Here is a 24,446-nt window from a genome sequence, read left to right as displayed (position 1 = left end):
CCCTCAAATGGAAGCAGCCGTTCCAGACGACCAGGACGCCGGCGCTGCCGCCGAAGCCGGCAACGGACCGTAGGTCCGCGCCAGACATTGTTCGTAGTCGAGCGGCGGCGTCCAGCCGAGCGTATCCCTCAGCTTGCGATTGTCGAAGCGCAGCGGCTTGAGCATCGCGTTGAATTTCTTGGGCGTCAGGATCGCCGGCACTTTGGTCGCCCGCCTGAACACGGTCGCAAACGCCAGCCGTACGATGCTGCTGGCGAGCCAATGCGGGATGGGCAACCGGAGGCCGCGCTCGCCGGTGCCGCGCATGTAGTCCGACAGATAAGTCCAGACCCGCTCGCCGGGACCGTCGACGACGTTCAGCGTCTGGCCGATCGCCCGCGGATCTGCGGCGGCCAGCGCGAAGACATCGGCGCAGTTCTCGACGTGGGTCATGGGGATGCGGGTCAGCGGCCCGATCACGACGTGGTGGCGCCCGATCTGCTGGCCGAGCGCCGCAAGATAGCCGTGACCGCGTCCCCAGATGAAGCCGGGACGTAGGACGGTGAGGTCCCAGCCGTGCTTCTCGACGTAACGGCGTGTCACCCGCTCCTGCCACCATTTGGCGACGGTGTAGCCGCCGCGGGTGTAGACATCAGGTGTCTGCTGGAGCGGTGCGCTTTCGTCGAGGATATCGCGCGTCGCCGTGTAGTCGTACACCGAGAAGCTGCTGCACAGCACGAGCCGGCGGCAGGCGCTGCCCGCCATCGCCTCGAGCAGCCGCTCGGTGCCGCCTACCGTGCCGGCGAATTGCGCATCCTCGCCGCCGGCGACCACCGCCGCCAGATGGATCAGCACATCCACATTCTCGAACGCGCGAACAAGGTCGCGCGAGGTGCGCAGGTCGGCCCTGACGATGTCGACCGACGACGGCCAGCCAAGCGCGTCAACGCGCGTCGCCGGACGCACCATGGCGCGAACCTCAATGCCGCGGGCCAGCAGCGCATCGACGACATGCCGGCCGAGAAACCCGTTGGCGCCAGTGACCAGGGCTTTCATATCGCCAGCTTCCTCATGTCCGCCTGCTCCGTCGGCTTCATCGCTTCGACCATCCGATTGACGGCCAGGACGTCCTCCATCGTGATCGGCAAGGCCGTTCCCGAGCCTAGCGCCTGATAGGTGCGTGCCAGGCACTCCCACAGCCCCTCATAGGCCCCTGGGCCCTTGAACTTGCGCAGCAGGGTCGACAGCGCGGCACGACGGATGTCGCGGCCCTCCTCCAGTCCGCTGAAGAATGGGCGCAGCGGCTTCGGCACGTTGCGGGGGCCGTCGAACGTCAGCCGCGTCTCGAACAGATTAGCGGTCGCCTGCATCCGCTCGCCATAGACCCGCAGCCAGAACGCGTCGGGCTGAGCGCTCGCGCTGAAGCCGAGCGTCGCCGTGCCACGCTCGGCCTCGACGACGCTGCGAAACTCGTCGAACGGCAGCGGCGACGGCTTGCGCTTGCTCCAGACGGTATGCGCGTTGCGATGCGGGCCGACGAATGCATGTGACAGCGAGGCGAGATGCGGCAGGAAGTCGGCGATCGCACCGCCCGCAAGGCTGAGCGCCGGATGCGGCGAGTTCGGATCGGCAAAACCGTCGGGACCGAGGATGTCGAGGCATATCTGCACGTCGACATGGGTGACGGCGCCGAACTCGCCGGTCTCGATGCGACGCAGGATCTCCTGCGGTGCCCGGTTGAAGACGTAGTTGTAGTCCTCGACGACATGGCGGCCGGTTTGCTTGGCGCGCAACGTCAGGGTCTGCAGCTCGTCGAAGGTCGAGGTCGCGGGCTTCTCCACGATCACATGCGCGCCGGCCTCGAGCGCATCCATCGCCAGCCGGAAATGCGAGGTCGGCGGCGTCGTCACATGCACCACATCGGGCCGGACGGTCTGCAGCATCGCACGATGATCGGTGAACCAAGACGGGATGGCGTAACGCTCGGCTGCGGCCTCCGCCGTCGCCGGCGACAGATCACAGATGCCGGCCAGTTGAACGCCCGGCAAACTGTTGAGACAGGCCAGATGCTGGCGGGCGATCTGCCCTGCCCCGATGAGCGCGGCCTTCATCACGATCTTGTCTCCAGGATCTCGCAGTAGAAGTCTTCAAGCGCCTGCGCCGCCGCGCTCCAGGCATATTTCTCGACCGCCACCTGCCGCGCCGCGCCGCCGATCCGCGCCGCGAGATCGGGCTCGGCGAGCAGCCGATTGACCGCGCCCGCAAAGGCGTCGGGCTCGTCTGCGATGAGGATGTCGCGCCCGGGCATGGCCTCGATGCCCTCGGCACCCAGGCTGGTCGAGACGATCGCCTTGCCCATCGCCATGGCCTCGACGATCTTCAGCCGCGTGCCGCCACCGAGTCGCAGCGGGACGATCACCGCCGCGGCCGCGGCGAGGTGCGGCCGCAGGTCCGGCACGAAGCCGGTCAGCTCGATCCGCGGCCCGGCCAGCGCCGTCAATGCCGGCGGCGGCCGGCCGCCGATGATCTTGCAGCGCGCATCGGGATGCCGGGCGGCGATACGAGGCCAGATGTCGTGTACGAAATGCGTGACCGCATCGATGTTCGGCACCGTCGACAGCAGGCCGAAATAGACCAGCGTCCGGCCGTCGGGCGCGGGGTCGGTGCTGCGCGGCTGATAGAAGTCGATATCGGCGGCGTTGGGAATGACCGCAGTGCGGGCGTTCGGAACGTCGTCATGCAGACGCTTCTCGTCGTCCGCGCTGCAGAGATAAACGCCATCGGCTTCGCGATAGGCCGCGATCTCCTCGCGGCGCAGCTTGCGCCAGTTCGCACCGGCGTAGAGCCGGCGGCCCAGACTCGCGCCCGTGGCGGCGAACTGCCGCGCCAGGTCATAGGCGATCTCATGCGAGTCCACGATCAGCCGCGGCGGCGACGCGCCGGCCGGCGCCTGACGGAACAGGCAGTGGCCGAGATAGGGAAATTCGAGATTGACGATGTCGAACGGTGTCGTCCGCAGCACCCGATCCAGCGCCCGCTGCAGCTCCGGCAGGGCCACGCGCAGCCGATCGAAACTCCGCAACGAGACCAGCGAGCGCAGCTGCAGCAGCCGCTTCGCCAGACCGTCACGGCCGTAGGGGTTCGGCACCAGCACCACGTCGCGGCAATAGGCCTGCATGGCCCGCCGACACTCGTCGATGTCGAAGGCGTCATCGACCAGCGTCACCGCCGTGAGGTCGTGGCGGCGCGCGAGCTGGGTCATCAGCCCGTGCATGCGCGCCTGTGCCCCGAACCGCGGCGGGCTCGCCGGCATGTGCGAGACGCTGAGGATGCTGAGCCGCCGTCGGTCGGCGAAACCGGCTGCGGACCATTCGGGTTCGCGCTGCGCCGATGGCGCAGGATCCGCCTCCATCACATCCAAGTCCGGGTGGTTGTCGCTGGCCATGACCATTTAAAGCATTTAAATCACGGGATGTTTTATATGGGGTATTCAATGATTGCGATAGTTAATCGCGACGTGCGGTGCTGTCCGAGCCTCCTTTCGCTCCCTCTCAGCGCTTGCCGGCGAAATCCTGCACGATCGTACCTGCGATCCTGAGCGGCTCGCGGACCCGAAACACGCCGACGACGATCGCGAGATAGAGACAGCCGCAGAAGCACCCGGACAGGAACATGCGCAGGAGGACGGGATAGGCCCCTAGAAGCGCGGCTTGCAGCCACCAGCCGGCAGCTGCAGTCGCGACGGCGCCGATGGTCTGCGGTCCGACGGCCCGGATCACGACCTCCGCACCGATGCCGATCGGACGTCCGGCGTACATGACCGACGGCAGGGCGATCAGCGAGTATCCGACCACGACGCCCCAGGCCACGCCGACCGGCCCAAATGGCAGCCCCACCAGCACCGCAACGACCTGCGCGACGAGCGAGATGATCCCCCAGGTCTGCCACCGGTCCGCCCGTCCGAGCGACAGATGCAGCCAGCCCTGCGAGCCCTCGACGACGTGCGAAATGCCGCGCAGCGCGATGATGCTGAGCAGCGCTCCCGCAGCCTGCCACTTCTGCCCGAGCAGGACGACGGTCAGGTCCTCGGCGGTGACGGAGAGGATCGCCGCCGCCGGCATCACGAAGAAGGCCAGGATCGAGAGCGCCGCCTCGTACTTCTGCCGCAGCGCGACCGGATTGGTCTGCAGCTTGCTGAGCGCCGAGCTTCCCACCGCATGCGTCTGATTGAGCGCCGCATAGATCGAGTTGTCGTACAGGTTCATCGCATTCTGGTAGTACCCGACCTGATCGGGCCGGTAGAGCAGACCGAGCGCGATCCGGTCCACCGCCCGTGACAACGTATAGGCCACGGTGAATCCGACCACGTGGAGGCCAAAACGCACCATCGATCGCACCTCGGCGTCGAACACCGGCGCGCTGGGCCGCCAACGGCATGCCGACCACGCGGCGACCACGACGCAGATCGATGTCACGACGGGGCGAATGACCAGCGCCCAATAGCCGTAGCCCTCGAACGCCATGGCGACGGCGGCAACCGTCCCCGCCAGCGTGCCGAACAGCTGGATCCGACCGATGCGGCCGAATTGCAACGTGCGCCGGAGCAGCGCCATGTGCTGATTGGTCAGCCCGGACAGCACGAAGGTGATCGCGACGCAGAGCGCGATCGGCTCCAGTCTTGGATCACCGTAGACCCAGGCAATCAGCGGACTGGATGCAGCGACGACGATCGCCACCGCCGCGCCGATGCCGGTGCTGACCCAGAACAGGCCGCTGACCTGGGCCGGTGTGATCCTGCTGCGCTGGGCGGTGGCGTCGAGCAGGCCGAAGTCGATGAGGAGCGGCGCGAAGCTCGTCAGCACGGTGATGATGGCGACGAGCCCGAAATCCTCCGGCGCGAGCAGCCGGGCCAGCACGATGGCCGCTCCGATCTGGAGCACGGCATTGCCGTATTGGATGACGATGGAAATCAGGCCGCCGCGCAACGCGCGGCGTCCGAGATCGTTCGACTCCCGATGTTCCTCGAAATAGGCGGCGACGGCTTCCGACATCTTCGTTCAATCGCTTTCAAACATTGCAACCAACTTTCCTATTCCCAGTCACGGCCAAACAGATCCGTACAGGGCAATGAAACATCCGATCGTCGAAATGCAGCCGGTATAAAATCGTCTGCAGCCGAAACATGGGCCGCCGGGGCGCGATGACGCCAATTTGTGGCGGAGAAACGGATTGAAACATCACTGCGCCAACAATGCCGGCTCGCGATCTAATTCATGCTCGCGCGCCACCCCCGGACCGGCCGCCATCTCGGCCAGCCTCTTCAGCCGATCCTTGCGTGCAGCGACGCCCGGCATCGGCTGCAGACCCGTGGCCTCCAGGATCGTCTCCCACCGATACACCCAGTCGTGCCGCATCAAGGTCTGGGCCATGCCGCTTCGCCGCATCCGGTCCTGCCGGACCGGGTCACCGTCCAGCTCCCTGATGACCCGGTCGATGTCGGGCGACGTGTGCGGCACGTCGACCATCGCCTCGGGCCAGTCGAACAACCGCGGAAAGAGTTCGTTGTCGGGACGCTCACCGAGCATGATGGCTCCCGATGCCGCGCCCTCGAAATACCGGTAGCCGAACTCGACCTGCCGCCCGGTCTCCTGCGGCTCGTCGAACTTGCCGGGATTGACCAGAAAATACCTGCTCCTCTTGGCGAGGTTTGCCATCTGGGCCCGGTGCTCCGGGAGGTCGATGGCCTGGCTGCCGCCGATCGTGTCGTGGAGATAGAACAGGCCGGTGTCCCGCGCCATCGCGAACAACGTTTGGTGCGTGACGCGGGAGCGGCGCCCCATGCTGAAGACGTCGATGACCCTTTCGGGGGGATCGGGATAGGGACAAAAGCGGATCGCGTCGATGGCGAGCGGAAGATGCACGCAAGCCTGGCCGATCTCCTCGCTGAGCGGCTGCACCGTACTGATCTGGAACGGCATCACGACGTCGAACTTGGCGAGGATCTTCAGGAAGTGCCGGTGCTTGGCGATCTCCTTCACCCATAGCTCGTCCAGCAGACACACCGAGGTCCTGCACGCCCCTCTCAGATCCTCGATCGCATCGAACATGATCAGGTCCTGCGGGAATCCACAGATCGCGAACAGAACGTCGTATTGCTGCCGCGGCTGGATCCGCGCGATCCCAGGATTCAACAGCACGGGCGCGTGGTAGCCCAGCCGGGTGGCGAAGCTCGCCCGTCTGCGCGACGGATCGAGCTCGGGCGCGAACAGCTCGGCGGAATCGACCTCGCAGATGATGTCCTCGAACTCGACGTGGGGGCCGCGATTGAGCGCCTTACCGAAGATGTTTCGGAGTGAAAAGACGGCGATGCGGGGCTTGCCCGGTTGCGAACTCATGACGCCTCACTCTGGTCTTGTCGGCTCACATGCTCCGGTGCTGACGGAGAAGGCGATGACGTTACGATAACGAGGCCGGCGTCCAGCGCGATCCGTGCGGCGGCCTCGATTCGCGCGAACGGAACGTCGGCCCGGACTGCCATGTCGAGCAGGCTGTGCCTGCCATCCGCCAGATTGAGGACCCAGAGGAGGTCCATCTGCGTCGCGCCACCTGCCTCGCGCTGACCGGCAATCGCGCGATACAGACCACGCCGTCCCAGTTGCGGCTCCCCTCGCCCATCGACGCGCTCGTAGATGCAGTCACGATCGAGCAGATCCAGCACCTCCTCGATGACGGCGTAGGATTGGTCGAGACAGTCCGGCTTGACGAAATTCAGATTGTCGGCCGAGGTGTGATATTCGGGGAATGTGCCGTGCACGCCGCGCATCAGGCACCCGACCGGGAGATCGAATCCCGGTGAGCAGAACTGCCGCTCGTCATATCCATAGGGACTGAATGGCAGAATCTCGTGAGGATGCCCTGATTGCTTCAGGACATGCGCGACGACGCGATCGATGGTCGCGCCCCGCCGGCTTTGCTTGTAGTGAAATCCACTGGGGTCGCCGAGACAGGTGAGGACGAGGCCGTGTTCGACACGGTCGAGATCCCGCTCGTTGCGATCGAGCCATGCAAGCGCGCCGATCGTTGCCGGCAGGAATAGAAATCGGTACCCGAGCCGGCGGGGCCGTTGCGCTTGCCGCATCGCCAGCGCCGTCATGACGGCAATCCCTGAGAGATTGTCGTTGGCGAGGCTCGGATGGCAGACGTGGCAGGTGATCAGGACTTCCTTGTCCGTCTGTCCGGGGACGAAGAATTCGCCGTAGGTCAACGATCCCTGCGAGAGCTCGCTGTCGATCTCGACGTGGTAGCTGTCGTCCGTCATCTCTCGCCAGAGACGATCCGGCAGGCAAAACCCCCAATCGTCGGCATAGTAGCCGGTCCGGTATGGAATGAGATCAGGCTGCTCCGGCAAGGTATGAACGTGCTTCGCAAGCTCAGCGCGGCTGAGCACCGCCTGGACCGGCTTGCTGTAGCCCATCACATGCAGATTATTGTCGGCGAAGTCGACGAGAGGGCGGCCCGCCAGGGTCGAGATCGTCGCGCGACGAATGTTCCACTCCGCCGGCACATGCCAGTCGAGGACGGGCGTTCCGGACGGTACCTCGTGAATCACGAGGTCGACATAGCGTGAGACGATCTCGAGCGTCTGACGGACCCCAGCTCCCGTGAGGCTACGGTTGATTGGAAACAGCTCCGTAATCAGATCATGGAGATCGATCGCCGGCGCCCGCGGCCCAATCGATGATGTGAGGGTGTCCAGCATGACCTGCGAGCCTTGCATCATCCGTCAGGCCGATGCCTGCGCGGCATCGGCTGCGAGACCGCCGTTCGCCAGCGGCACGATCGTCGGCTGATAGATCAGATGATCGCGGGGGGCCTCGACCTGATCATACGGCGCGACGACCTCCTCAGGCAGCCGCGCGAGGTCGGTCACCCGCAGGAAGTCGCGCAGGTTCGTGCCCGTGGACTCCGAGTCGACGTTGACGGCGCCGTGCCTGCCGCTGACGTCGGCAAAATGCACGGTGCGGAAATCGATGCTGAACCGCGTCACGCCCGAGGTATTCGGCACCGACGAATGCAGATGAGCTCCGGAGAAGATCGTGACGCCGCCGCTCGGCGCGATCACCCGGATCTGTGGATCCAGTGCAATCTGCTGCTCCGGCTTCGGCTGCACCCGTGTATCGGTCTTGATGTGCTGCGCCGCCGATGCCCGCGAGGTCCGGTTCCACTCGTAATAGTTATAGTTTCTGGAGCCGTTCTTGATCGCTTCGTCGAAATAGCGCGGGTGGAATGCAAGGCCGTTGTCTGGCGCGATGTCATACACCGGCAGCCACCAGTTGAGCTGGCACGGCGGCGCCGAGTACCAGGTGTCGCGATGAGGGTGGAATGCGAATGCGATCCCGGTGGTGAGATAGTCATCGCTCGTTGCCGACCGCAGCCGCGGCACGTCGAAATAGGTCAGCTCGGGATCGCAGCCAAGCTCGCGGAGCGCTCCCTGCACCAGCTCCTTCGACCGGGCGTGATGAATGAAGAATGGCTTCAGCCTGACGAGAATCTCGACGTAGCGCTCGACAGGAAGCTCGAATTGCGCCGTCCGCGGATCGTAAGGATGAAACGCCTCCTCGATCAGCTCCCTGGCAAACGTGACCAGCGCATCGAGCGAGGGCGTCGGCGAGTACAGGAACAGCGCACCCTCGTACAGTTTCTGGCGCCGCTCGTCATCGGGCATGATGGCATCAACGAAAATGTTCGTCATTCCGTGATCCTCCTCGACAAATAGTCAGAACCTTCGAGGCGATCGGGCCGCTCCGGGGCCGCCAGATTCCTCCCCCAAGACACCGCGCTGCCGTCATGCTGCTTCACCACAGCTCCCGCTCAGCAAGCGAGGGCCAGGCGGCATCCTTGGCCGACAACACCGTCACCGGCTGCGGCCATCGGATGCCGATCATCGGATCGTCGTGCCGGAAACCGTCCGAGAGCTCCTCGACATAGTCCTCACCCATCAGATACTCGACCGTCACGTCGTCGGTCAGCGTCTGGAAGCCATGGGCAAAGCCCGCGGGGACGTAGAGCATCCGCGCCGTCGAGGGACCGAGCTCACAGGCATAGACCTCGCCGCGCGTCGCAGAATCCGGTCTGATGTCGACGATGACGTCATGGATCAAGCCGGCGCTGCAGCGGACGATCTTGGCGTCGGGCTTCGGCGCGCGCTGGAAATGCATGCCGCGGACGGTGCCGCGGAGACGGGTCACCGAGCTGTTGCCCTGCACCGGGATAAACGCGATGCCCTGCTCCGCAAAGGTCTTCGCGCACCAAGTCCGCGTGAAGCTGCCGCGCTCGTCGGAGCGAACGGTAAGCTCGATCAGCCGCGCATCCGAACGTCCCAGCTGGACAAACCTCATGGCTCAAAACTCTTCGCGCAATCGTGCGGCAATGCCTTGCCCTACTCCTCGATGGTCGCCTTGGGGACCGGCACGATGAAGCGGCCGCCCCAGTCGCGGATGGCCGCCATCTGCGCCTTGATCTCGCTCTTGATGTTCCACGGCAGGATCAGGACGTAGTCGGGCTTGGCTTCGAAGATCGCTTCCGGCGGCAGGATCGGAATGCGAACGCCCGGCATGTAGCGGCCCTGCTTGGACGGGGCGCGATCGACCGTGAAGTCGAGGAAATCGGTGCGGATCCCGCAATAATTGAGCAGCGTCACGCCCTTCGCCGGGGCACCGTAGCCGACGATCTTCTTGTTGTCGCGCTTCAGTGCCGTCAGCTGCTCGAGCAGAGCCCGCTTCGTCTCTTTGACCTGCTCGTTCCAGGCCATGTAGATCGCGTCGTCATGCAACCCATAGGCCCGCTCTCGTGCCAGGACGTCGGCGACGTTCGGGCTCTCCGCATGAGCGGCGCCCTCGTGACAGACGAAGAACCTGATCGAGCCGCCATGCGTTTCCGGGAGCTCGACGTCGAAAACGCGCAAGCCCGCCCGTGCGAAGATGCGCAGGCCCGCGATCAGCGACAGATAGGAGAAATGCTCGTGATAGATGGTGTCGAACTGATGCCGCTGCATCAGGGTCAGCAGGTGCTGGACCTCGAAGGTCGCGACGCCCTCCGGCGCCAGCAGAATTTTGACGCCACCGACGAAGTCATTGATATCAGGAACGTGCGCGAGCACGTTGTTGGCCGTGAGGAGATCGGCCGACCAGCCCTCCTCCCGGAGGCGGGTCGCATAGTTGCGGCCAAAGAACTCGATGCGGGTCTCGATGCCCTTGGTACGTGCAGCCAGCGCAACGCTTTCGCAGGGTTCGACGCCAAGGCAGGCGATCCCCTTCTGGAGGGAGTATTGCAGCAGATACCCGTCATTCGACGCGATCTCGACATGCCGCGAGGCCGGACCGAGCTTGAAGCGATCGGCCATGACTTCGACGTAGCGCCGCGCGTGCTCGAGCCATGAGGTGGAGTGCGAGGAGAAATAGGCATAGTCGGCGCGGAAGATCTCGGACGCGGCCAGGAGGTCGCGTGTCTGCGCCAGACGGCACTCGCGGCAGACGAAGGTCTCCAGCGGATAGAACGGCTCCGCGCGCATGTAGTTGGCCGGATCGATGTAGTCGTTCGCGACCGGCGAGGCGCCGAGGTCGATCAGCTTGAGGGTCAGGTCGTCGCCGCAGTGCCGGCACTTGGGCGCGACGCCGACGGCGGTGGGAAGGGTCAGTTCCATGGTGTCTCCGTCACTGTCTTTGCCGGCAGAGGCGAGCGTCTGCCCGGCGCAATCACGTCCATTGCAGCCTGTCGTTGATCCTGGCCGTCTCCATGTGGTCCTGCAGGACCTTGAGACGGATCAGATCGGACGAACGAAACTCGGCATCCTTGAACTGCATTCTCTTGAGACCCTCGACCAGGTTCTGGATCGACTGGTCCAGGGTGACCTGCGGTTGATGATCGGGTGCGAGGGAGCGGTACAGGCCGAAATCGACCTTGTAGGAGCGGCTGTCCACGGGCGCGGAGGTGTTGATCGATACGCTGGTCCCGGGCACTCGCGCAGCCACCGCATTGGCGAGATCCTTGACCTGGTAGTTGCGGTCGTCGGAGCCGGCATTGATGGTGAGGAAGCGGCCGCCCGTCGCCGCCGGCCGGTCAATCGCCCAGTCGATCGCCCGCGCCATGTCGGCGACATCGATCAGAGGGCGCCAGGGGGTGCCGTCGGAGAGCACGCTGATCTGGCGACGGGTGAGCGCGCAGGCCACGAAATCGTTGAGGACGAGGTCGAGCCGCAGCCGATCCGACATGCCGCAGGCCGTCGCAAAGCGCAGACAGGTGATGGTCATGCCGGTGTCGATGGCGGCGAGCTCCTGCTCCGATCCGATCTTCGACTTGGCGTAGGCCGTGATGGGATTGAGCGGATCGCTCTCCTTGCGCGGCGGTCCGTCGGCGATGCCGTAGACGCTGCAGCTCGACGCGAACACGAAATTCTTCACGCCAGCCGCCGCAGCCCTCCTGGCGAGCGATACGGTGGCGTTCTGGTTGACGTCGAGCGTCACCTCCTGGAAGCGATTGCCCATCGGATCGTTGGAGATCGCCGCCAGCTGGACCACGGCGTCATAGCCACGGAGGTCGAGCGACATGTCGCGGACGTCGCCATGGATCTGCTCGTCGAGACATCGCTCCGGAACAACCGGCGCTCCGGTCAGGCAGTGCGCGAAATAGGCGTTGTCGAAGCCGTGTAGCGTCGCATCCGGGCGCCGAGCCCGCAGATGCCGCGCGACGACCGGACCCACATAGCCCATGTTTCCGGTGATCAGTACCTTCAAAATCGCACCCTCTATGTCACCAACCAAAACGAGAATTTAAATCACCCTCCAATAGATTATAATTTAATTTTCTAGCCAGCGTCCAGTGAATCCGTCAGCAAGCGACGTCGCCAGCCGCTTTCTCCGGCGCGGCACATAAAACTCCGTGAAAACCCGTGTATTTACCCCGATCCGCCTGATGTCGCGACCATCCGGCCGGCGCGACATCAGGCGCCCTCTTGATTTAATTAATTGGCTCAAATTAAATAACGCCACAAAAGGGACAAATGTTGACCGCAGATCTCGGCAGCTTTAATTCGATCACTGGCAAATGAGGCGTCCCGCGCGGGATGCCCCGCCCGCCTCGATGACGCATTGATTTAAGCATTGAAAGACAGAGCATGACACTATCCGCCGGCGACTGGGTCGAAGTGCGCAGCAAGGAAGAGATCCTGGCCACTCTCGACGCAAACGGGCGCCTGGAAGGGCTGCCGTTCATGCCGCAGATGTTCAAATGGTGCGGTCAACGCTTCCAGGTCTACAAGCGCGCCCACAAGACCTGCGACACGGTCACCGGATACAACACCGGAGAATGGCTCGGCCGGCGCCTTCCCAACGCGGTGCATCTGGAGCACCGCTGTGACGGCGAGGCTTATGGCGGCTGCCAGGCGGCCTGCCTGATCTTCTGGAAGGAGGCGTGGCTCTCCCCGGTGGATGCGACCAAACCCGCGCCGGCCGGCCCGGACCGGGCGGCTGCGCCTCAGCCGTCCGGCGGATGCACGGTGCGCGCGGTGTGGGACGCGACGAAGTCGCCGGATCAGCAGCCGGGAAAAGGCCCGCGCTACGCCTGCCAGGCAACCGAGCTGCCGACCTACACCCAGCCGCTCAAATGGTGGGACGCCCGGCAATACGCTGAGGATGTCGCGTCCGGCAATGTCTCGCTCGCGAAGATGTTGAAGGGCTTTCTCTACTTCGCCTATGTCGGCGCCACCATGGCGCGCCGTCCGCGGCTCGGCCGGCCCGCGCGCTGGGTCTACGACCGCGTCCAGTCGCTGTGGGACGGCGTCCCGTTTCCGCGCAAGCGCGGAGATCTCCTGACAGACAAGGACGCGCCGATCGCCGATCTCGGGCTGCAGCCCGGCGATCTCGTCCGCGTCCGCCCGCACAAGGACATCCTGGCCACCATCGACAAGCAGACCAACAACCGCGGCATGGGCTTCGACGCCGAGATGGTGCCCTATTGCGGAAAGGTGTTCCGGGTGCGAACGCGCGTCGAGAAGTTCATCGACGAGCGCACCGGCTACATCCGGCGGATGAAGACACCGGCCGTCATTCTCGACGGCGTCTATTGCCAGTCGCGCTACAGCGAGAACCGATTGTTCTGCCCGCGCGGCATCTATGCGTGGTGGCGCGAGGTCTGGCTGGAGAAGGTGCCGGCCACCGCAATCGAGCGTCCGCCGGCAGAGGAGATCGTCGAACTTCCCCGACGGGCGGCCGGCTGACCGCCGGCCGCAGCCACGCATCGCGGCCAAGCGCCGATCATCTCCTCGCAGATCGGACATTGCCGATCGGACATTGATGCGTCCGCCGCGAGGACCTCACGGCGAACGGATTCGGCCGCCGTTCACCCCAAGGACAGCTTGCGCACGACGAATGCCTCAGCATAGCGCTCGGCGGCGCGGCATTCCATGCCCCGCAGTCGCGCCAGTCCCATGAACGTTTCCGGGTCGAACCATTGCTTGGAGCGCTGGCTGCCGAAATGCGCCATCAGCAGCGCGACCTTCCGCTTCATGATCCGCTCGGAGACGGGCATGTAGACATTGGGCCGTCCGAGATCGCCGTCCCATTTCGGAATCTCGTACTCCAGCACGAGATGATCGCGGAACGTGTTCCAGACCAGGCGGTTGACCTGCCGATGATCCTGATGGGCGTCGTCGCGGCGGTGAGCGAGAATGACGTCCGGGTTGATCCGGCCCTTGAGCTGCTCGAACCAGGCCTTGATCTCCTCCCCCTGCTCGGGGAAGAAGCCGTCGCGGAACTGCATGATCTCGAGATTGCGGCCGGCGGCTTCGGCAAGGAAGTCGTCGGCAGACGCCCGCGCCTCGACGCCGCGCTCGCCATTGCCGCTGAGCACGCACCAATGAACATCCAGGCGGACGCCCTGGTCGAGCCAGGACAGCAGCGTGCCTCCGGCCCCGATCTCGATGTCGTCGGAGTGCGCACCGAGACACAGGACCGACAGCCGGTCGCCGCGACCGGCGAGCTGCAGGGCCCTCATCCGTTCACCACCGCCGGAAGGTTGGCGCCGAGCTGCCAGGGCGTGTCGCCGCGCTCGATCATCTCCTCGAGCACCTGGCGGTCACGGAGCGTGTCCATGGCGCGCCAGAACCCTTCGTAGCGATAGGCCATCAGCTCGCCGCGGTCGATCAGCCGCTTGAACGGCTGCACGACGAGCTCATCACCCTCGTCGATATAGTCGAAGATCTCCTTGCGGAAGATGAAGTAGCCGCCGTTGATCCAGATGTTGGAATCGTTGCTCGCTGCCATGCGGCCCACGGTGCCGTCGGCGTCGAATTCGGCGAGGTGAAAGCTGATCGGCGGGTGGATGGCGATGAAGCAGCCGATCTTCCCGCTGCGCTTGAAACGATCGATCATCTCCGGCAGCGGCGCGTCCGTCAGGCCGTCGCTGTAGTTGGCGAGAAAGATCTCCTCGCCCTCGACCATGTGCCGGACCGCCCGCAGTCGCTGACCGATGTTGCGCCAGATGCCGGTGTCGACCAGCGAGACCCGCCAATCCGGGGGGCGATCGCCCAGCAGCTCGACCTTCTTGCCGAACTGCGAGATCGTGCAGTCGGTGGTGGACGCCTGATTGTAGTTCAGGAAATAGTCCTTCACCACATTGGCCTTGTAGCCCAGGCACAGAACGAAATCCCGGTGCCCGTACTGGCTGTAATACTGCATGACGTGCCAGAGGATCGGCTGGTGGCCGATCGGAATCATCGGCTTCGGAATGCTCTCGGAATATTCCCGGATCCGCGTCCCGAGCCCTCCACAGAACAATACAACCTTCATGGCGCGACGTCCTTCGGGTTCTCAATCTTTGAAATGAGCATCATAATCTTCCAATCTCGCCGGCCGGCCTCGAAGACAGCTCGCCGTGCCCTCGCTTCGCCCTCCCGGCTGCACGAGGAAAACCTCCCCCTGCATTCGGTCGGCTGCGGACGCGTCACCCGCGTCGCGGGCGCCCGGCACCGGATTAATAATCCAATTATATCTCTTTTTAAATGCCATTCTTGGCCACCCGCATTGAAATATCCGTTTCACGAACATTAAATCGTCACGCGGGCATTGCCAGGACCGACTTGGAGGGGGCGAGCGGCCTCGTTTCCGTCCTCCAGAACCGGCATTCCGGTGTCACCGGCCTCGTCGCGGTATCGGGAGACGTCCAACGGCGCGAATAAATCCCAATGGCAGTTTTAATTGTTTAAATTAAATGCCAAAACATATAATGACGACTAATCGCTATTTAACCGAGTTTCGAACACCGACATCCCATGCATTACGTGGATCAGCCCAAGACTCTCGATCGAAATGGCATGCCGGCCGTCCTCTTGGAACGACAATTCCAAGGGCGGAAATGGCCCGTCCACTACGACTCGGTGGAGCCCTTCGCGATCGCGGCGGACATTGCAACGATTACCATGTCGAGCGTCCTGTCCGGGTTTCTGTATCATCTGCAGGATCCGGCGGGAGCCAACGACGTCAGTAAATCGCTCGGGTTGGCGATCCTCGTGTCGGCGCTGTTCGTCTCGCTGATGAAGATCCGCGGGATGTACCGGCCGGCCGAGCTCCTGATCCTGCCGCGCCAGATCCGCGCGGCCTGCCTGACCTGGGTCACGGCGTTCCTCGTGCTGGCCGGCGCGCTGTTCGCGCTCAAGATCGGGAGCGAATTCTCGCGCGGCACCAGCATCGTATTCGCGATGTTCGGGCTCGCGACGCTGATCCTGCATCGCCGCACCACCGCATATCTGCTGGCAAAGGGGCTGGCGGAGAGACGATTTTCCGGCCGAAACATCGTTCTGATCACCGATGAAGCAAGCAAGGACAACGCCGGGCTGACCCAGGTGCTCACCGACACCGGCTTTCGCGTCCAGCGACACTTCCTGCTTCCTGAGCCCGACGCGGATCCGGATCAGCGGCAGCGGATCGTTTCGAGCGTGATCGATTATGTGCGCGGCTCCGATATCGAAGAGATCGTCGTTGGCGCCAATCCCGAACCCTGGTCCGATCTGCGAACGCTCGGCGCGGAGCTGAGAGTCCTGCCGTTTCCAGTGAGTTTCGTGCCGGTCGGAACGGCTTCGGACATCTTCAAGCGGCCGTGCCGCGAACTCGGCAATGCGGTCTGCATCGAGCTGCAGCGCGGCCTGCTGAGCCCGCTCGAACACGCCACCAAGCGGCTCATGGACGTCATGCTGGCGGGCATCGCGCTGGCATTGATGTCGCCGCTGCTCCTGCTGGTGGCGATCGCCATCAAGCTCGACTCGGCCGGGCCGGTGCTGTTCCGGCAGCAACGCTGCGGATTCAACGGCCGATCTTTTCAGATCTACAAGTTTCGCACGATGTCCGTTCTCGAGGACGGGCCTTCGATCGTCCAGGCCCAGATCGGCGACAGCCGGTTCACCCGGCTCGGGACCTGGCTGCGCCGGACCAGCATCGATGAGCTGCCGCAGTTGCTCAACGTCCTGGACGGCAGCATGTCCCTGGTCGGCCCCCGCCCCCACGCATTGGCGCACGACAACGAATTCGACAAGCTCGTGCGCAACTACGCGTTCCGTCGCCGTGTCAAGCCCGGACTGACCGGCTGGGCGCAGGTGCATGGCTGCCGCGGCCCCACGCCCACGCGTGCGTCGATCGAACAGCGCGTCGAATTCGACCTCTGGTACATCGACAATTGGAGCCTGTCGCTCGACGTCGCGATCCTGCTGAGGACGCCGATCGAGCTGATCCGCGGCAACAATGCCTATTAGGCGCATTCGCAACAGATGATGATCGCGAGCCAATCGGCGGAGCCGTGCGGGGCAGATCGGACGGGCCCACTTCGGTCAGGTCTTGATCGGCGGATCGCGACGTTGCGGCGTCAAACCGCTCACATGTCGTTCGTGGATGCTGAGAGGGCGAATCAGGCCCAGTATCGACGCGCAGCGTCGCTCAACTATCGGCTCGGCGAGCTTGATTGAAGCTACCCCGATCAGGCGCGCTGACGGCGACTTTTCGAAGCGCCAGCCCCATTGATCGCAAATTCCTCGATCCGATGCCCGGTCTTGATCGCCGCCACCAGCCAACGCGGCTGCTTGCCTCGGCCGGACCAGGTCTCGGAGGTCTGTGGGTTGCGATACTTCGGCAGGACCCGGGGATATTTCCGCCGCGCCTTGCCGCTGGTGGTGTAGGACTGCCCACCCTCGCTGCCGGCGCCTTCGATGGCACCGCGGCTGCGGTTGAGAACCGCCAGACGACGTTCGAGTTCGCGCTTCTCCGACGTGATCCTCACAGCGAGGATCTGACTGATCTGCTCATGGAGAGACCAGAGGTCATCGAAAGACATCGCCTCGAAATCGATCTTCTTGGTGGACATGCAGCGACCTTTGTCTGTGATCTCTATCCTGCCGAATTAACGTCATATAATTCGGTATTTCGTTCCGCAAGTGGCTCACGCTCGGAAAAACTGAATATTTGAGTTTATACCAATCCGGCTAGACCTAATGGTTGTAACTCAAACAATTATCAACCCGCAACCCCCTTTTCCGAAATTATGTCGCACCGCCCCCAGATTGTGGCAACATTCGTCTGCACGCTGGAAGAAGTCGCCGAATCAACACGATTTGCAACGGATTCGCTGCTTATTGAGGCAAGATCGCGTCAAAGTGACGTAGGTTTGATGATCAAACGGTGCCGAATTCGGTCGCTGAACATTTTCACCGCGCCATGTTTTTCAAAGCTGCCGCGAGGGCTTACAACCTATTTGGGCGAGCACCCCGATAACCCGGATCGAGATATTTTTGCATGCGCACAAAATGTCGCGAGCTGGTTTAATTGAGCCCGCATCGTGAACATGCCGCAAAGCCGCCGACATCGATTCGGCGAATCAAGCGCCTTCGCCAAACACGGGATCCTTCAGGCGCGCTCATGCGAATCAGACTCAAACACGTCGCGCCGACGGCATCCGGGGTCGCGCGGCGTGAGACAGGCACACCACCGGCAGCGGAAACTGACTGCCGCGCGATCGGCTGTGGCGTGGAGGACGGCTGCGATCACCCGGCGGCCCGATCCTCCGCCCACCGGTGACATGGGTTCCGGCCGGCACCGTCTCGGGGCGCCGTCTTTGCGCGATACGACGGCTGAAGAACGCCCGGATGACGTCCGGCCGTCGCTGCCAGCGACAGCAGCACTGGGCGATCTGATGCGCCGTCGGGGTCGATGCTGAGCGGCCGTCGCCTCGCGCCGGCAACCGGCGCGACCATGACGGCCGGCCGCCGCGCCGATCAATTTCCGATGCGATTATTTCTGCTGCCTGGTCCGACCCGGCACCGCCGGCTGGGGCGCGATCAAATGAGCCGTCCCGCGGCGGCGCCGCGTGGCCATCGGGCGACGCCTGGGAGCCGCGGACTTCTTCGCGCGCTTGCCCAGGCTGCTGCTGATGGATTGGATCTCCTCGAGCAGGGCATCACAAAGCTCGATCTGAGACCGCAGCGCGGATTGCGGCGAACGGCCCGACGATGGCCGGCCGAAACGTGATTTCGCAAGGCGCATCTTATTCAGCGATTTCAGGACAGCATTCAGAGCGCCACCGCCGCCATCCGTCTCAATATCCTCGATCAACGCGGTACCAAGCTCGTCACACAAGGACGGACCCCACTCATTGGCGAGTTTTGAGGGATTTTTCTCGAGTTCCGGCAAACCGTCATCGCGACGATGCACGGATTCGATTTTAGAAATTAAATTAACCACTCGCGACAAGTTAATTTACCATCTGACAGCAAGACATTAAATACTTCTGGCACTCGCTACGGTTTGCAGTAAAATGCTACCGCATTGCCAGAAAGGACTTATTAAGCACCTTTGGTCCGGTACAATTGAAGCTTTAGTTTGTTCAGTCTACCGTTTTATGTCTCCGACCGCGCGGAATCGTCTGGACACGATTAATTTAATTTCAGATCACGTAAAAAACACGGTGCGGAACTGCCCATTTAATCGTCCGCGCGATGATCGACACTCCCGAACACGGCTGGGGCGGGCGCCAGCCGTCGAAACGAGCACGGCCCGCATCAGCCATCGCGGCCGCCATCTTGCGCCAAGCTTGACCATGAAGCGGCCGAGCGGAGCGTCCAGCGCCCTTCGGAGACGCCGAGGAAGGGGCCGGGGTTACCACACCATGGGCCGTTCCGGCGCTCCGCACACCAGCGCGCGGCGGTACAGCACGCCCCGGGGCGTCTGGACGGCGACACGCCGAATGCACCCGGGATGAATCGCGAGATTGTAATGAAACGGAGTGGCCTCGAATGCCCCGTGCAGCCGGCAGAGTCTGCTGAGATCCGGCCCGCACTCCGTCAGCGGATAGAGGCCGCGCGCGGACGCGGGATCGGATAGGCCCGTGAAGGCGATCGCGAAAGCAGCTGCGGCGATCCTGATCACGTTCGACAATTGCGTGCTCCGTTGCAAAGAGCCTCAAGGGCTGGCGCAGCAGCATAGACTTGATCGGCGGCCTTGGACAGCCGGCCGCCCGCTTGCGGTCCCGGCGCCCCGTCCGACGGCCTTGGCTCACCGACTCGTTGCGCGGCCTGCGATGTCGTCGCCCCCTGCCTGAGCGAAGCGACTCAGGCTAACCGTTGCGCAACGGCTTTGTGCTTAAAATTGCTGGGCTCCTGTTAGGTCGAACGGATCATCCGTCCACCATGGACCTCCGGCGGAGTTGACAGCTCGTTGCGGTAATATGGTAAGGCCAGACTGTGACCTAATTGGCACGGCCGGGCAAAAGCGGACCAACCCGCCCGGCGGTGCGCTTTCGTCCAGTATGGCCGCCGGGTAGGTTGAAATATGTGGGACGTTCTCCCTTCTTGGTGGAGGGAGCAGCGTGGGGAAACGTATTTTTGCTGTATTCGGGGATGGGTTTGAAGGCCTTGATCAATCCGCGCGGGTCGACCGGCGGCGGGGGGTCTCCTGTGCGCAACAGCGCAGTGGACCCGAGCGGCTTTCATAGCCTTTGCCGCGGCTCGCGCGCGCTCCTAACTCTGGTGATCTTGGCGCTTCTGCCAGCTTGTTCCTTGCTCCCCGGAACAGGACCGACCAGCGACGCAGTGAACGACAATGCCACGGCCAGCGTGCGGTCGAACACGGCGCTTCCCTATGCGCTGGTCGACGTCAGCCCCGAGACGATCGGCTTCCTGTCGCAGCCCAACATGGTCACGTTCCAGGGCGTGTTTCCGGACAAGCGGCCGAAGCCGGTGCAGGTCGCCGGCATCGGCGACGTGCTGAACGTTTCCATTTTCGAAGCCGCCCCAGGCGGGCTGTTCACGCCGCCTACGGCCGCCGGCGCCCGCCCGGGCAACTTCGTGGATCTGCCGGCGCAGGCGGTAGACCAGCAAGGCAATATCCGCGTTCCCTATGCGGGCGAGATCGCCGCCGCCGGCCGGACTCTGCCGCAGATCGAGCAGGACATCGTCTTCCGGCTCCAGAAGCGCGCCCTCGAGCCGCAGGTCGTCGTCAGCCTGAACCAGCAGCATTCCAGCGTGGTCAGCGTGCTCGGCGACGTCAATACGCCGGGCGTGCTGGCCCTCAACAGCGTGGGCGAACGCCTGCTGGCGGTGATTGCACGTGCGGGCGGCCCGAAGCACGAGGCCATCGAAAGCTACGTGACCCTGCAGCGGGACGGCAAACGTGTGCGCGTGCTGCTCAGCCGCGTGGTGCAGGATCCGCGCGAGAACATCTTCATCCGCCCGAACGACGTCGTCTACATCACGCGGGAATCCCCCACCTTCACGGCCCTCGGCGCCCTCAATCAGAACGTCTTCGGCTTCAATTCCGAGATTTCGTTCGATACGGAGACGCTGACGCTGGCCCAGGCGATCGGCAAGGCGGGCGGCCTGAACGATCAGCAATCGGATCCAGCCGAGGTCTTCCTCTATCGCTACGAGGAACGCCCGCTGCTGCAGAAGCTCGGCATCGATACCAGCCGCTTCATCTACGACCGCATTCCGACCATCTACCACGTCAACCTGCGCGACCCCTCCGGCATGCTGCTGGCCTCGGGCTTTCAGATGCGCAGCAAGGACGTGATGTACGTCGCCAACGCCAAGGTCGTCGATTACTACAAGCTGCTGACCCTGATCAACAACACGGCGACAACCACGTCCAACACGGCCACGGCGGTGATCAACGTCAACACGGCGACGAAGACCAGGTGGTGAAGCACACCGACGGGCCGGTAGCGGCCTGAACAGGCGCCGGAACGTCGAGGGTGCGGCTGGACCAGAGCCCGCCGCGCCGCTCGATGTTGCGGTATCGGACGGCGATCGCGTGACAAGCCGTTACAATCCGGCCAATCACCGCGACCAAACGACACCGGCGGTGTATCCGCCCGCGACATCCAACGCACAGTATCCCTCTGCAGGCGACGCGATCGCCGGCGCGAACGAATTGGGAGACTGACGTGAAGACATCCATCGCGACCTTTTTGCTCGTGGCAGTCCTTTCGGCGGCAGCCGCGGTCGACGCGAATGCCTGGACCCGCAGCGGCTCGGTCGCCGGACCGCGCGGCACCACCTCATTTGGCGGCTCCGGCAGCTGCTCCGGCGGCGCCTGCGCCTGGCAGGGTGGCGGCACAGGTCCCGCCGGCCGCAGCTGGTCGCGCTCCGGCTCCGCGAGCTGCAGTGACGGCAGCTGCACCCGGCAGGGCCAGGGCACGGGACCGCGCGGCAACTCCTACAGTTACAGCCGCACCTTCACGCGCTGAACGAACACCATAGCGTTGCTGCTGGCGGCCTCCCTGAAGCATCGATGTCGCCGGTCCGCCTGCCTCTCCGGGGCGGACCGGCGCGCCGCCTCCATTCGATGAGGTCGGATGCGCGCCATGCCCATCTTCTCTTCCCTACCGCCGTCGACGCGCATGATCGTGCTGCTGACGGCGCTCGGCTTCATGACGCTGGAATATGGGCTCGGCCGGCTCGCAGGCCGCAAGACTCACGACCTGCGCGAGACCGCAGCCTCGTTCGCCATCGCGATTGGACAGCATCTGATCCGCGCAATGGTCGCGCTCGTCGCGGCCTTTCCCTTCACCATCGCCTATCGCCACAGGATCTTCGATTTCGACACGAGCCGGCCGCTCGCCCTGCTCGCATTGTTTCTCGCCAGCGAGTTCGTCTACTACTGGCACCATCGCGCCTCGCATCGGGTTCGCTGGCTGTGGGCCACGCATGCCGTGCACCACTCTTCGACGCATCTGAACCTGACCGCCGCCATTCGTCTCGGCTGGACGAGCGAGATCTCCGGTCATTTCCTGTTCTATCTGCCGCTGGCGCTGCTCGGCTTCCATCCGCTCGCCATCATCGGCATGCTCGGCGTCAATCTGCTCTACCAGTTCTTCATCCATACCGAGCTCGCGCCGCATCTCGGTCCACTCGAATATGTGCTGAACACGCCGCGACATCACCGCGTCCACCACGCTGCGAACGAGTCCTGTCTCGATCGCAACTATGGCGGCGTGCTCATCATTTTCGACGGGCTGTTCGGTAGCTTCGCCGAGGCCCCGGCCGGCGAGGCCTTGCGCTACGGCCTCGTCGGCGTTGCGCCGAGCTTCAATCCGTTGCGGATCGCATTTGGCGAATGGATTGCGATCGCCCGCGACCTCGCGGCAGCCCGGAGCTGGGCGATGCGGCTGCGCGTGCTGGCTGCTGCGCCCGGACAGAAGCTCCACCGCGGGGAGTCACCCGACAGCCGAGAAGGATGCTCATGATGTCACATCTCCGATCGTTCATGGCCGCCATGGCAGCGGCTCTGTTCGTCTCGACCACGGCGGTCGCCGCGGGGCGCGGCATCACCATCGACACAAGCGACGGTCCGCGTCATGCGCTGGTGATGACCACGGGCAAGACGCCGCAGCCGACCGTGATCGTGCTCCATGGCGCGCTCGGCAGCGGCGCCGGCACCGCGCGCACGACCGGTTTTGCCGAAGCCGCCAGAGCTCATGGCTTCGCCGCGGTCTTTCCCGATGGCCTCGACTGGCAATGGAATGACGGCCGCGACGGCCGCTCCGGCGGTCCCGATGATGTCGGCTTCATCCGCGCCTTGGTGCGGCAGCTCGTCGCCGACGGCACGGCCGACCCCCGGCGCATCTATCTTGCCGGCATTTCGAATGGCGGCATGATGAGCTTCACCCTGGCCTGCAAGGCGCCGGAGTTGTTTGCCGGGATCGGCACGGTGATCGCCAACATGCCGGACGGCATCGCGCCCTGCGCCGCGCGGCCGGTGCCGGTGGTCATGATCAACGGCACGGCTGATCCGATGGTGCCCTATCGCGGTGGCGAGGTCGGGCTGCGCGGCGGGCGCGGCCGGGTGTGGAGCGCTGAAAAGACGGCGGAGTTCTTTGCGCGGCGCGACGGCTGCGGCGCGCGCCAGGCCGCGGCGCTGCCGCATCGGGATCTCGCCAGCGACACCTCCGTCACGCAACTCAGCTGGCGCGATTGCCAGGTGATCGGCGGCGTGTCGCTGTATCGCGTCGAAGGTGGCGGGCATGCCCTGCCCGGCCGCCGCCCGCTGGCGCCGCGCCTGCTAGGCCCGAGCAATTTCGACATCGATGCCGCCGAGGTCATTCTCCGCGCGTTCGATCTCGCGCGCACGCTGTAGTCCGGCAAGTCCGCCCAGGCTCCGACCGTGCGGAGACGGCGCGGTCACCAGTGCGCGCGCGAGCTCAGGCGGCGATCGTCGGCGTGGTGTTCGGCTCGCGCGGCAGCTCTGCCTCGCCGTGCGAGGGAAGATTCTCGCCGCGGATGCCGAGCGGCGGTCCGATCCACAACGCGTGCGCGGTGTGATCGGCCAACGGCTCCGTCGTATTCGGATGCACCAGCACGCGGAGGCGGCCATGATTGAGCATCAGCCATGGCACCAGCACTGGAAACACGTCGACCGCGAAGGCGACTTGATACATCGGCCGCTCGTGAGGCCCGACCAGCGCGTCATGCCAACGCCCGAGCGTCACAAGGAAGCGGTCGGCAATCCACTGCCGCAGCTGTGCGGCTTCGGTTCGAGTGGCATCATCGAAATAGATGTGGGCATGAAAGCTCGCAATTGCGCTCAGACGATGCGGCTGCCCCGCCGAGGTCGTTTCCATCCGCGCCTCTCGATCATTTTCAATCGCGTCGGCCGCGCGGGCGAACCGATGCGGCATGGTCATCCTAGCATCGCAGCCCGGCCTCAGTCGCGGCGCAAGTCATCGCCAGCGGACTCTGGCCTCGAGAGCTCGGCGGGGCTCGAGCTCCGCCCCCGGCAGCATGTCGCCACGCGAGCTGACGCACCAAGACAAACGACAACGCCGCGCTGAGGTTTCAGCGCGGCGTTGTCGTTTTGGGGAGTGAAGAGGGGATGTCCTTTGCAGGCCTGGCAGCGACCTACTCTCCCAGGGCTTGAGCCATAGTACCATTGGCGCTG

22 protein-coding genes are annotated in these 24,446 nt (G+C 64.2%); 6 read left to right on the top strand and 16 right to left on the bottom strand.

Annotated features, from left to right (window positions below):
• Window positions 1-3 precede the first annotated feature (3 nt).
• The 10 genes from QX124_RS14895 to QX124_RS14850 form a co-directional block, all read right to left on the bottom strand.
• Complete coding sequence (locus tag QX124_RS14895) at window positions 4-1,035, bottom strand: NAD(P)-dependent oxidoreductase (RefSeq protein WP_315797554.1); 1,032 nt, start codon at window positions 1,033-1,035, stop codon at window positions 4-6.
• Complete coding sequence (locus tag QX124_RS14890; RefSeq protein WP_315739485.1) at window positions 1,032-2,090, bottom strand: Gfo/Idh/MocA family oxidoreductase; 1,059 nt, start codon at window positions 2,088-2,090, stop codon at window positions 1,032-1,034. The genes QX124_RS14895 and QX124_RS14890 overlap by 4 nt, the downstream gene beginning before the upstream one ends.
• A complete protein-coding gene (locus tag QX124_RS14885; RefSeq protein WP_315797553.1) occupies window positions 2,090-3,391 on the bottom strand; it encodes a glycosyltransferase family 4 protein in 1,302 nt (433 codons plus the stop codon). The genes QX124_RS14890 and QX124_RS14885 overlap by 1 nt, the downstream gene beginning before the upstream one ends.
• Window positions 3,392-3,530: 139 nt before the next feature.
• A complete protein-coding gene (locus QX124_RS14880; protein ID WP_315739483.1) occupies window positions 3,531-5,030 on the bottom strand; it encodes a lipopolysaccharide biosynthesis protein in 1,500 nt (499 codons plus the stop codon).
• Window positions 5,031-5,216: 186 nt separating this feature from the next.
• The gene (locus tag QX124_RS14875; protein ID WP_315797552.1) at window positions 5,217-6,374 is read right to left on the bottom strand and encodes a glycosyltransferase; all 1,158 of its coding nucleotides are present in this window, start codon (window positions 6,372-6,374) and stop codon (window positions 5,217-5,219) included.
• The gene (locus tag QX124_RS14870) at window positions 6,371-7,738 is read right to left on the bottom strand and encodes a DUF4910 domain-containing protein (protein WP_315797551.1); all 1,368 of its coding nucleotides are present in this window, start codon (window positions 7,736-7,738) and stop codon (window positions 6,371-6,373) included. Before QX124_RS14870 ends, QX124_RS14875 begins: the two co-directional genes overlap by 4 nt.
• Before the next feature lie 24 nt (window positions 7,739-7,762).
• Entirely contained in the window at window positions 7,763-8,731 is a 969-nt protein-coding gene (locus tag QX124_RS14865; RefSeq protein WP_315797550.1) for a phytanoyl-CoA dioxygenase family protein, read from the bottom strand.
• A gap of 103 nt (window positions 8,732-8,834) precedes the next feature.
• A complete protein-coding gene (locus QX124_RS14860) occupies window positions 8,835-9,377 on the bottom strand; it encodes a dTDP-4-dehydrorhamnose 3,5-epimerase (protein ID WP_315797549.1) in 543 nt (180 codons plus the stop codon).
• Window positions 9,378-9,418: 41 nt separating this feature from the next.
• Window positions 9,419-10,681: a class I SAM-dependent methyltransferase gene (locus tag QX124_RS14855; RefSeq protein WP_315797548.1), complete on the bottom strand. Its 1,263-nt coding sequence runs from the start codon at window positions 10,679-10,681 to the stop codon at window positions 9,419-9,421.
• 52 nt (window positions 10,682-10,733) lie between these two features.
• Window positions 10,734-11,771 (bottom strand): SDR family oxidoreductase, encoded by a 1,038-nt coding sequence (locus tag QX124_RS14850; protein ID WP_315797547.1) that lies wholly within the window; start codon window positions 11,769-11,771, stop codon window positions 10,734-10,736.
• A gap of 380 nt (window positions 11,772-12,151) precedes the next feature.
• Between QX124_RS14850 and QX124_RS14845 the strand changes: the two genes are divergently transcribed.
• Window positions 12,152-13,252, top strand: a complete 1,101-nt coding sequence (locus QX124_RS14845) for a hypothetical protein (protein WP_315781261.1) — start codon at window positions 12,152-12,154, stop codon at window positions 13,250-13,252.
• Window positions 13,253-13,374: 122 nt separating this feature from the next.
• On the opposite strand, the gene QX124_RS14840 is transcribed toward QX124_RS14845, so the two are convergent.
• Window positions 13,375-14,028 carry a PIG-L deacetylase family protein gene (locus tag QX124_RS14840; RefSeq protein WP_315739471.1) on the bottom strand — a complete coding sequence of 218 codons (654 nt, stop codon included), beginning with the start codon at window positions 14,026-14,028 and terminating at the stop codon, window positions 13,375-13,377.
• On the bottom strand, window positions 14,025-14,822 hold the full coding sequence (locus QX124_RS14835; protein WP_315739470.1) for a glucose-1-phosphate cytidylyltransferase: 798 nt from the start codon (window positions 14,820-14,822) through the stop codon (window positions 14,025-14,027). Before QX124_RS14835 ends, QX124_RS14840 begins: the two co-directional genes overlap by 4 nt.
• A gap of 482 nt (window positions 14,823-15,304) precedes the next feature.
• On the opposite strand from QX124_RS14835, the gene QX124_RS14830 reads away from it, so the two are divergent.
• Window positions 15,305-16,777: an undecaprenyl-phosphate glucose phosphotransferase gene (locus tag QX124_RS14830; protein ID WP_315739469.1), complete on the top strand. Its 1,473-nt coding sequence runs from the start codon at window positions 15,305-15,307 to the stop codon at window positions 16,775-16,777.
• A 221-nt stretch (window positions 16,778-16,998) separates the two neighbouring features.
• Here QX124_RS14830 and QX124_RS14825 read toward each other — a convergent pair whose 3' ends face one another.
• The 3 genes from QX124_RS14825 to QX124_RS14815 form a co-directional block, all read right to left on the bottom strand.
• Window positions 16,999-17,382: an H-NS histone family protein gene (locus tag QX124_RS14825; RefSeq protein ID WP_315739468.1), complete on the bottom strand. Its 384-nt coding sequence runs from the start codon at window positions 17,380-17,382 to the stop codon at window positions 16,999-17,001.
• Between the two features lie 923 nt (window positions 17,383-18,305).
• Complete coding sequence (locus QX124_RS14820) at window positions 18,306-18,764, bottom strand: hypothetical protein (RefSeq protein WP_315797546.1); 459 nt, start codon at window positions 18,762-18,764, stop codon at window positions 18,306-18,308.
• Between the two features lie 405 nt (window positions 18,765-19,169).
• On the bottom strand, window positions 19,170-19,439 hold the full coding sequence (locus QX124_RS14815) for a hypothetical protein (protein ID WP_409997705.1): 270 nt from the start codon (window positions 19,437-19,439) through the stop codon (window positions 19,170-19,172).
• 404 nt (window positions 19,440-19,843) lie between these two features.
• Between QX124_RS14815 and QX124_RS14810 the strand changes: the two genes are divergently transcribed.
• From QX124_RS14810 to QX124_RS14795, 4 genes are all read left to right on the top strand, one after another.
• The gene (locus QX124_RS14810; protein WP_315797699.1) at window positions 19,844-21,211 is read left to right on the top strand and encodes a polysaccharide biosynthesis/export family protein; all 1,368 of its coding nucleotides are present in this window, start codon (window positions 19,844-19,846) and stop codon (window positions 21,209-21,211) included.
• A gap of 242 nt (window positions 21,212-21,453) precedes the next feature.
• Window positions 21,454-21,756, top strand: a complete 303-nt coding sequence (locus tag QX124_RS14805; protein ID WP_315797545.1) for a hypothetical protein — start codon at window positions 21,454-21,456, stop codon at window positions 21,754-21,756.
• A gap of 117 nt (window positions 21,757-21,873) precedes the next feature.
• Window positions 21,874-22,755, top strand: coding sequence for a sterol desaturase family protein (locus QX124_RS14800; protein ID WP_315797544.1), 882 nt, complete (start codon window positions 21,874-21,876; stop codon window positions 22,753-22,755).
• Window positions 22,755-23,645 (top strand): alpha/beta hydrolase family esterase, encoded by an 891-nt coding sequence (locus QX124_RS14795; RefSeq protein ID WP_315797543.1) that lies wholly within the window; start codon window positions 22,755-22,757, stop codon window positions 23,643-23,645. Before QX124_RS14800 ends, QX124_RS14795 begins: the two co-directional genes overlap by 1 nt.
• A gap of 64 nt (window positions 23,646-23,709) precedes the next feature.
• Here QX124_RS14795 and QX124_RS14790 read toward each other — a convergent pair whose 3' ends face one another.
• Window positions 23,710-24,129, bottom strand: a complete 420-nt coding sequence (locus QX124_RS14790; RefSeq protein ID WP_315797542.1) for a DOPA 4,5-dioxygenase family protein — start codon at window positions 24,127-24,129, stop codon at window positions 23,710-23,712.
• Window positions 24,130-24,446 lie beyond the last annotated feature (317 nt).

This window comes from Bradyrhizobium sp. SZCCHNRI3043 (assembly GCF_032377735.1).
In the GTDB taxonomy this organism is placed as follows: Bacteria; Pseudomonadota; Alphaproteobacteria; order Rhizobiales; family Xanthobacteraceae; genus Bradyrhizobium.
This window is presented reverse-complemented; position numbering and strand designations above follow the sequence as displayed.

What these genes read in the sequence shown, in the direction of transcription:
- QX124_RS14895 (WP_315797554.1), bottom strand. Translation starts at nt 1,035, where the DNA reads ATGAAAGCCCTGGTCACTGGCGCCAACGGGTTTCTCGGCCGGCATGTC.
- QX124_RS14890 (WP_315739485.1), bottom strand. Translation starts at nt 2,090, where the DNA reads ATGAAGGCCGCGCTCATCGGGGCAGGGCAGATCGCCCGCCAGCATCTG.
- QX124_RS14885 (WP_315797553.1), bottom strand. Translation starts at nt 3,391, where the DNA reads ATGGAGGCGGATCCTGCGCCATCGGCGCAGCGCGAACCCGAATGGTCC.
- QX124_RS14880 (WP_315739483.1), bottom strand. Translation starts at nt 5,030, where the DNA reads ATGTCGGAAGCCGTCGCCGCCTATTTCGAGGAACATCGGGAGTCGAAC.
- QX124_RS14875 (WP_315797552.1), bottom strand. Translation starts at nt 6,374, where the DNA reads ATGAGTTCGCAACCGGGCAAGCCCCGCATCGCCGTCTTTTCACTCCGA.
- QX124_RS14870 (WP_315797551.1), bottom strand. Translation starts at nt 7,738, where the DNA reads ATGCTGGACACCCTCACATCATCGATTGGGCCGCGGGCGCCGGCGATC.
- QX124_RS14865 (WP_315797550.1), bottom strand. Translation starts at nt 8,731, where the DNA reads ATGACGAACATTTTCGTTGATGCCATCATGCCCGATGACGAGCGGCGC.
- QX124_RS14860 (WP_315797549.1), bottom strand. Translation starts at nt 9,377, where the DNA reads ATGAGGTTTGTCCAGCTGGGACGTTCGGATGCGCGGCTGATCGAGCTT.
- QX124_RS14855 (WP_315797548.1), bottom strand. Translation starts at nt 10,681, where the DNA reads ATGGAACTGACCCTTCCCACCGCCGTCGGCGTCGCGCCCAAGTGCCGG.
- QX124_RS14845 (WP_315781261.1), top strand. Translation starts at nt 12,152, where the DNA reads ATGACACTATCCGCCGGCGACTGGGTCGAAGTGCGCAGCAAGGAAGAG.
- QX124_RS14840 (WP_315739471.1), bottom strand. Translation starts at nt 14,028, where the DNA reads ATGAGGGCCCTGCAGCTCGCCGGTCGCGGCGACCGGCTGTCGGTCCTG.
- QX124_RS14835 (WP_315739470.1), bottom strand. Translation starts at nt 14,822, where the DNA reads ATGAAGGTTGTATTGTTCTGTGGAGGGCTCGGGACGCGGATCCGGGAA.
- QX124_RS14830 (WP_315739469.1), top strand. Translation starts at nt 15,305, where the DNA reads ATGCATTACGTGGATCAGCCCAAGACTCTCGATCGAAATGGCATGCCG.
- QX124_RS14825 (WP_315739468.1), bottom strand. Translation starts at nt 17,382, where the DNA reads ATGTCCACCAAGAAGATCGATTTCGAGGCGATGTCTTTCGATGACCTC.
- QX124_RS14800 (WP_315797544.1), top strand. Translation starts at nt 21,874, where the DNA reads ATGCCCATCTTCTCTTCCCTACCGCCGTCGACGCGCATGATCGTGCTG.
- QX124_RS14795 (WP_315797543.1), top strand. Translation starts at nt 22,755, where the DNA reads ATGTCACATCTCCGATCGTTCATGGCCGCCATGGCAGCGGCTCTGTTC.
- QX124_RS14790 (WP_315797542.1), bottom strand. Translation starts at nt 24,129, where the DNA reads ATGGAAACGACCTCGGCGGGGCAGCCGCATCGTCTGAGCGCAATTGCG.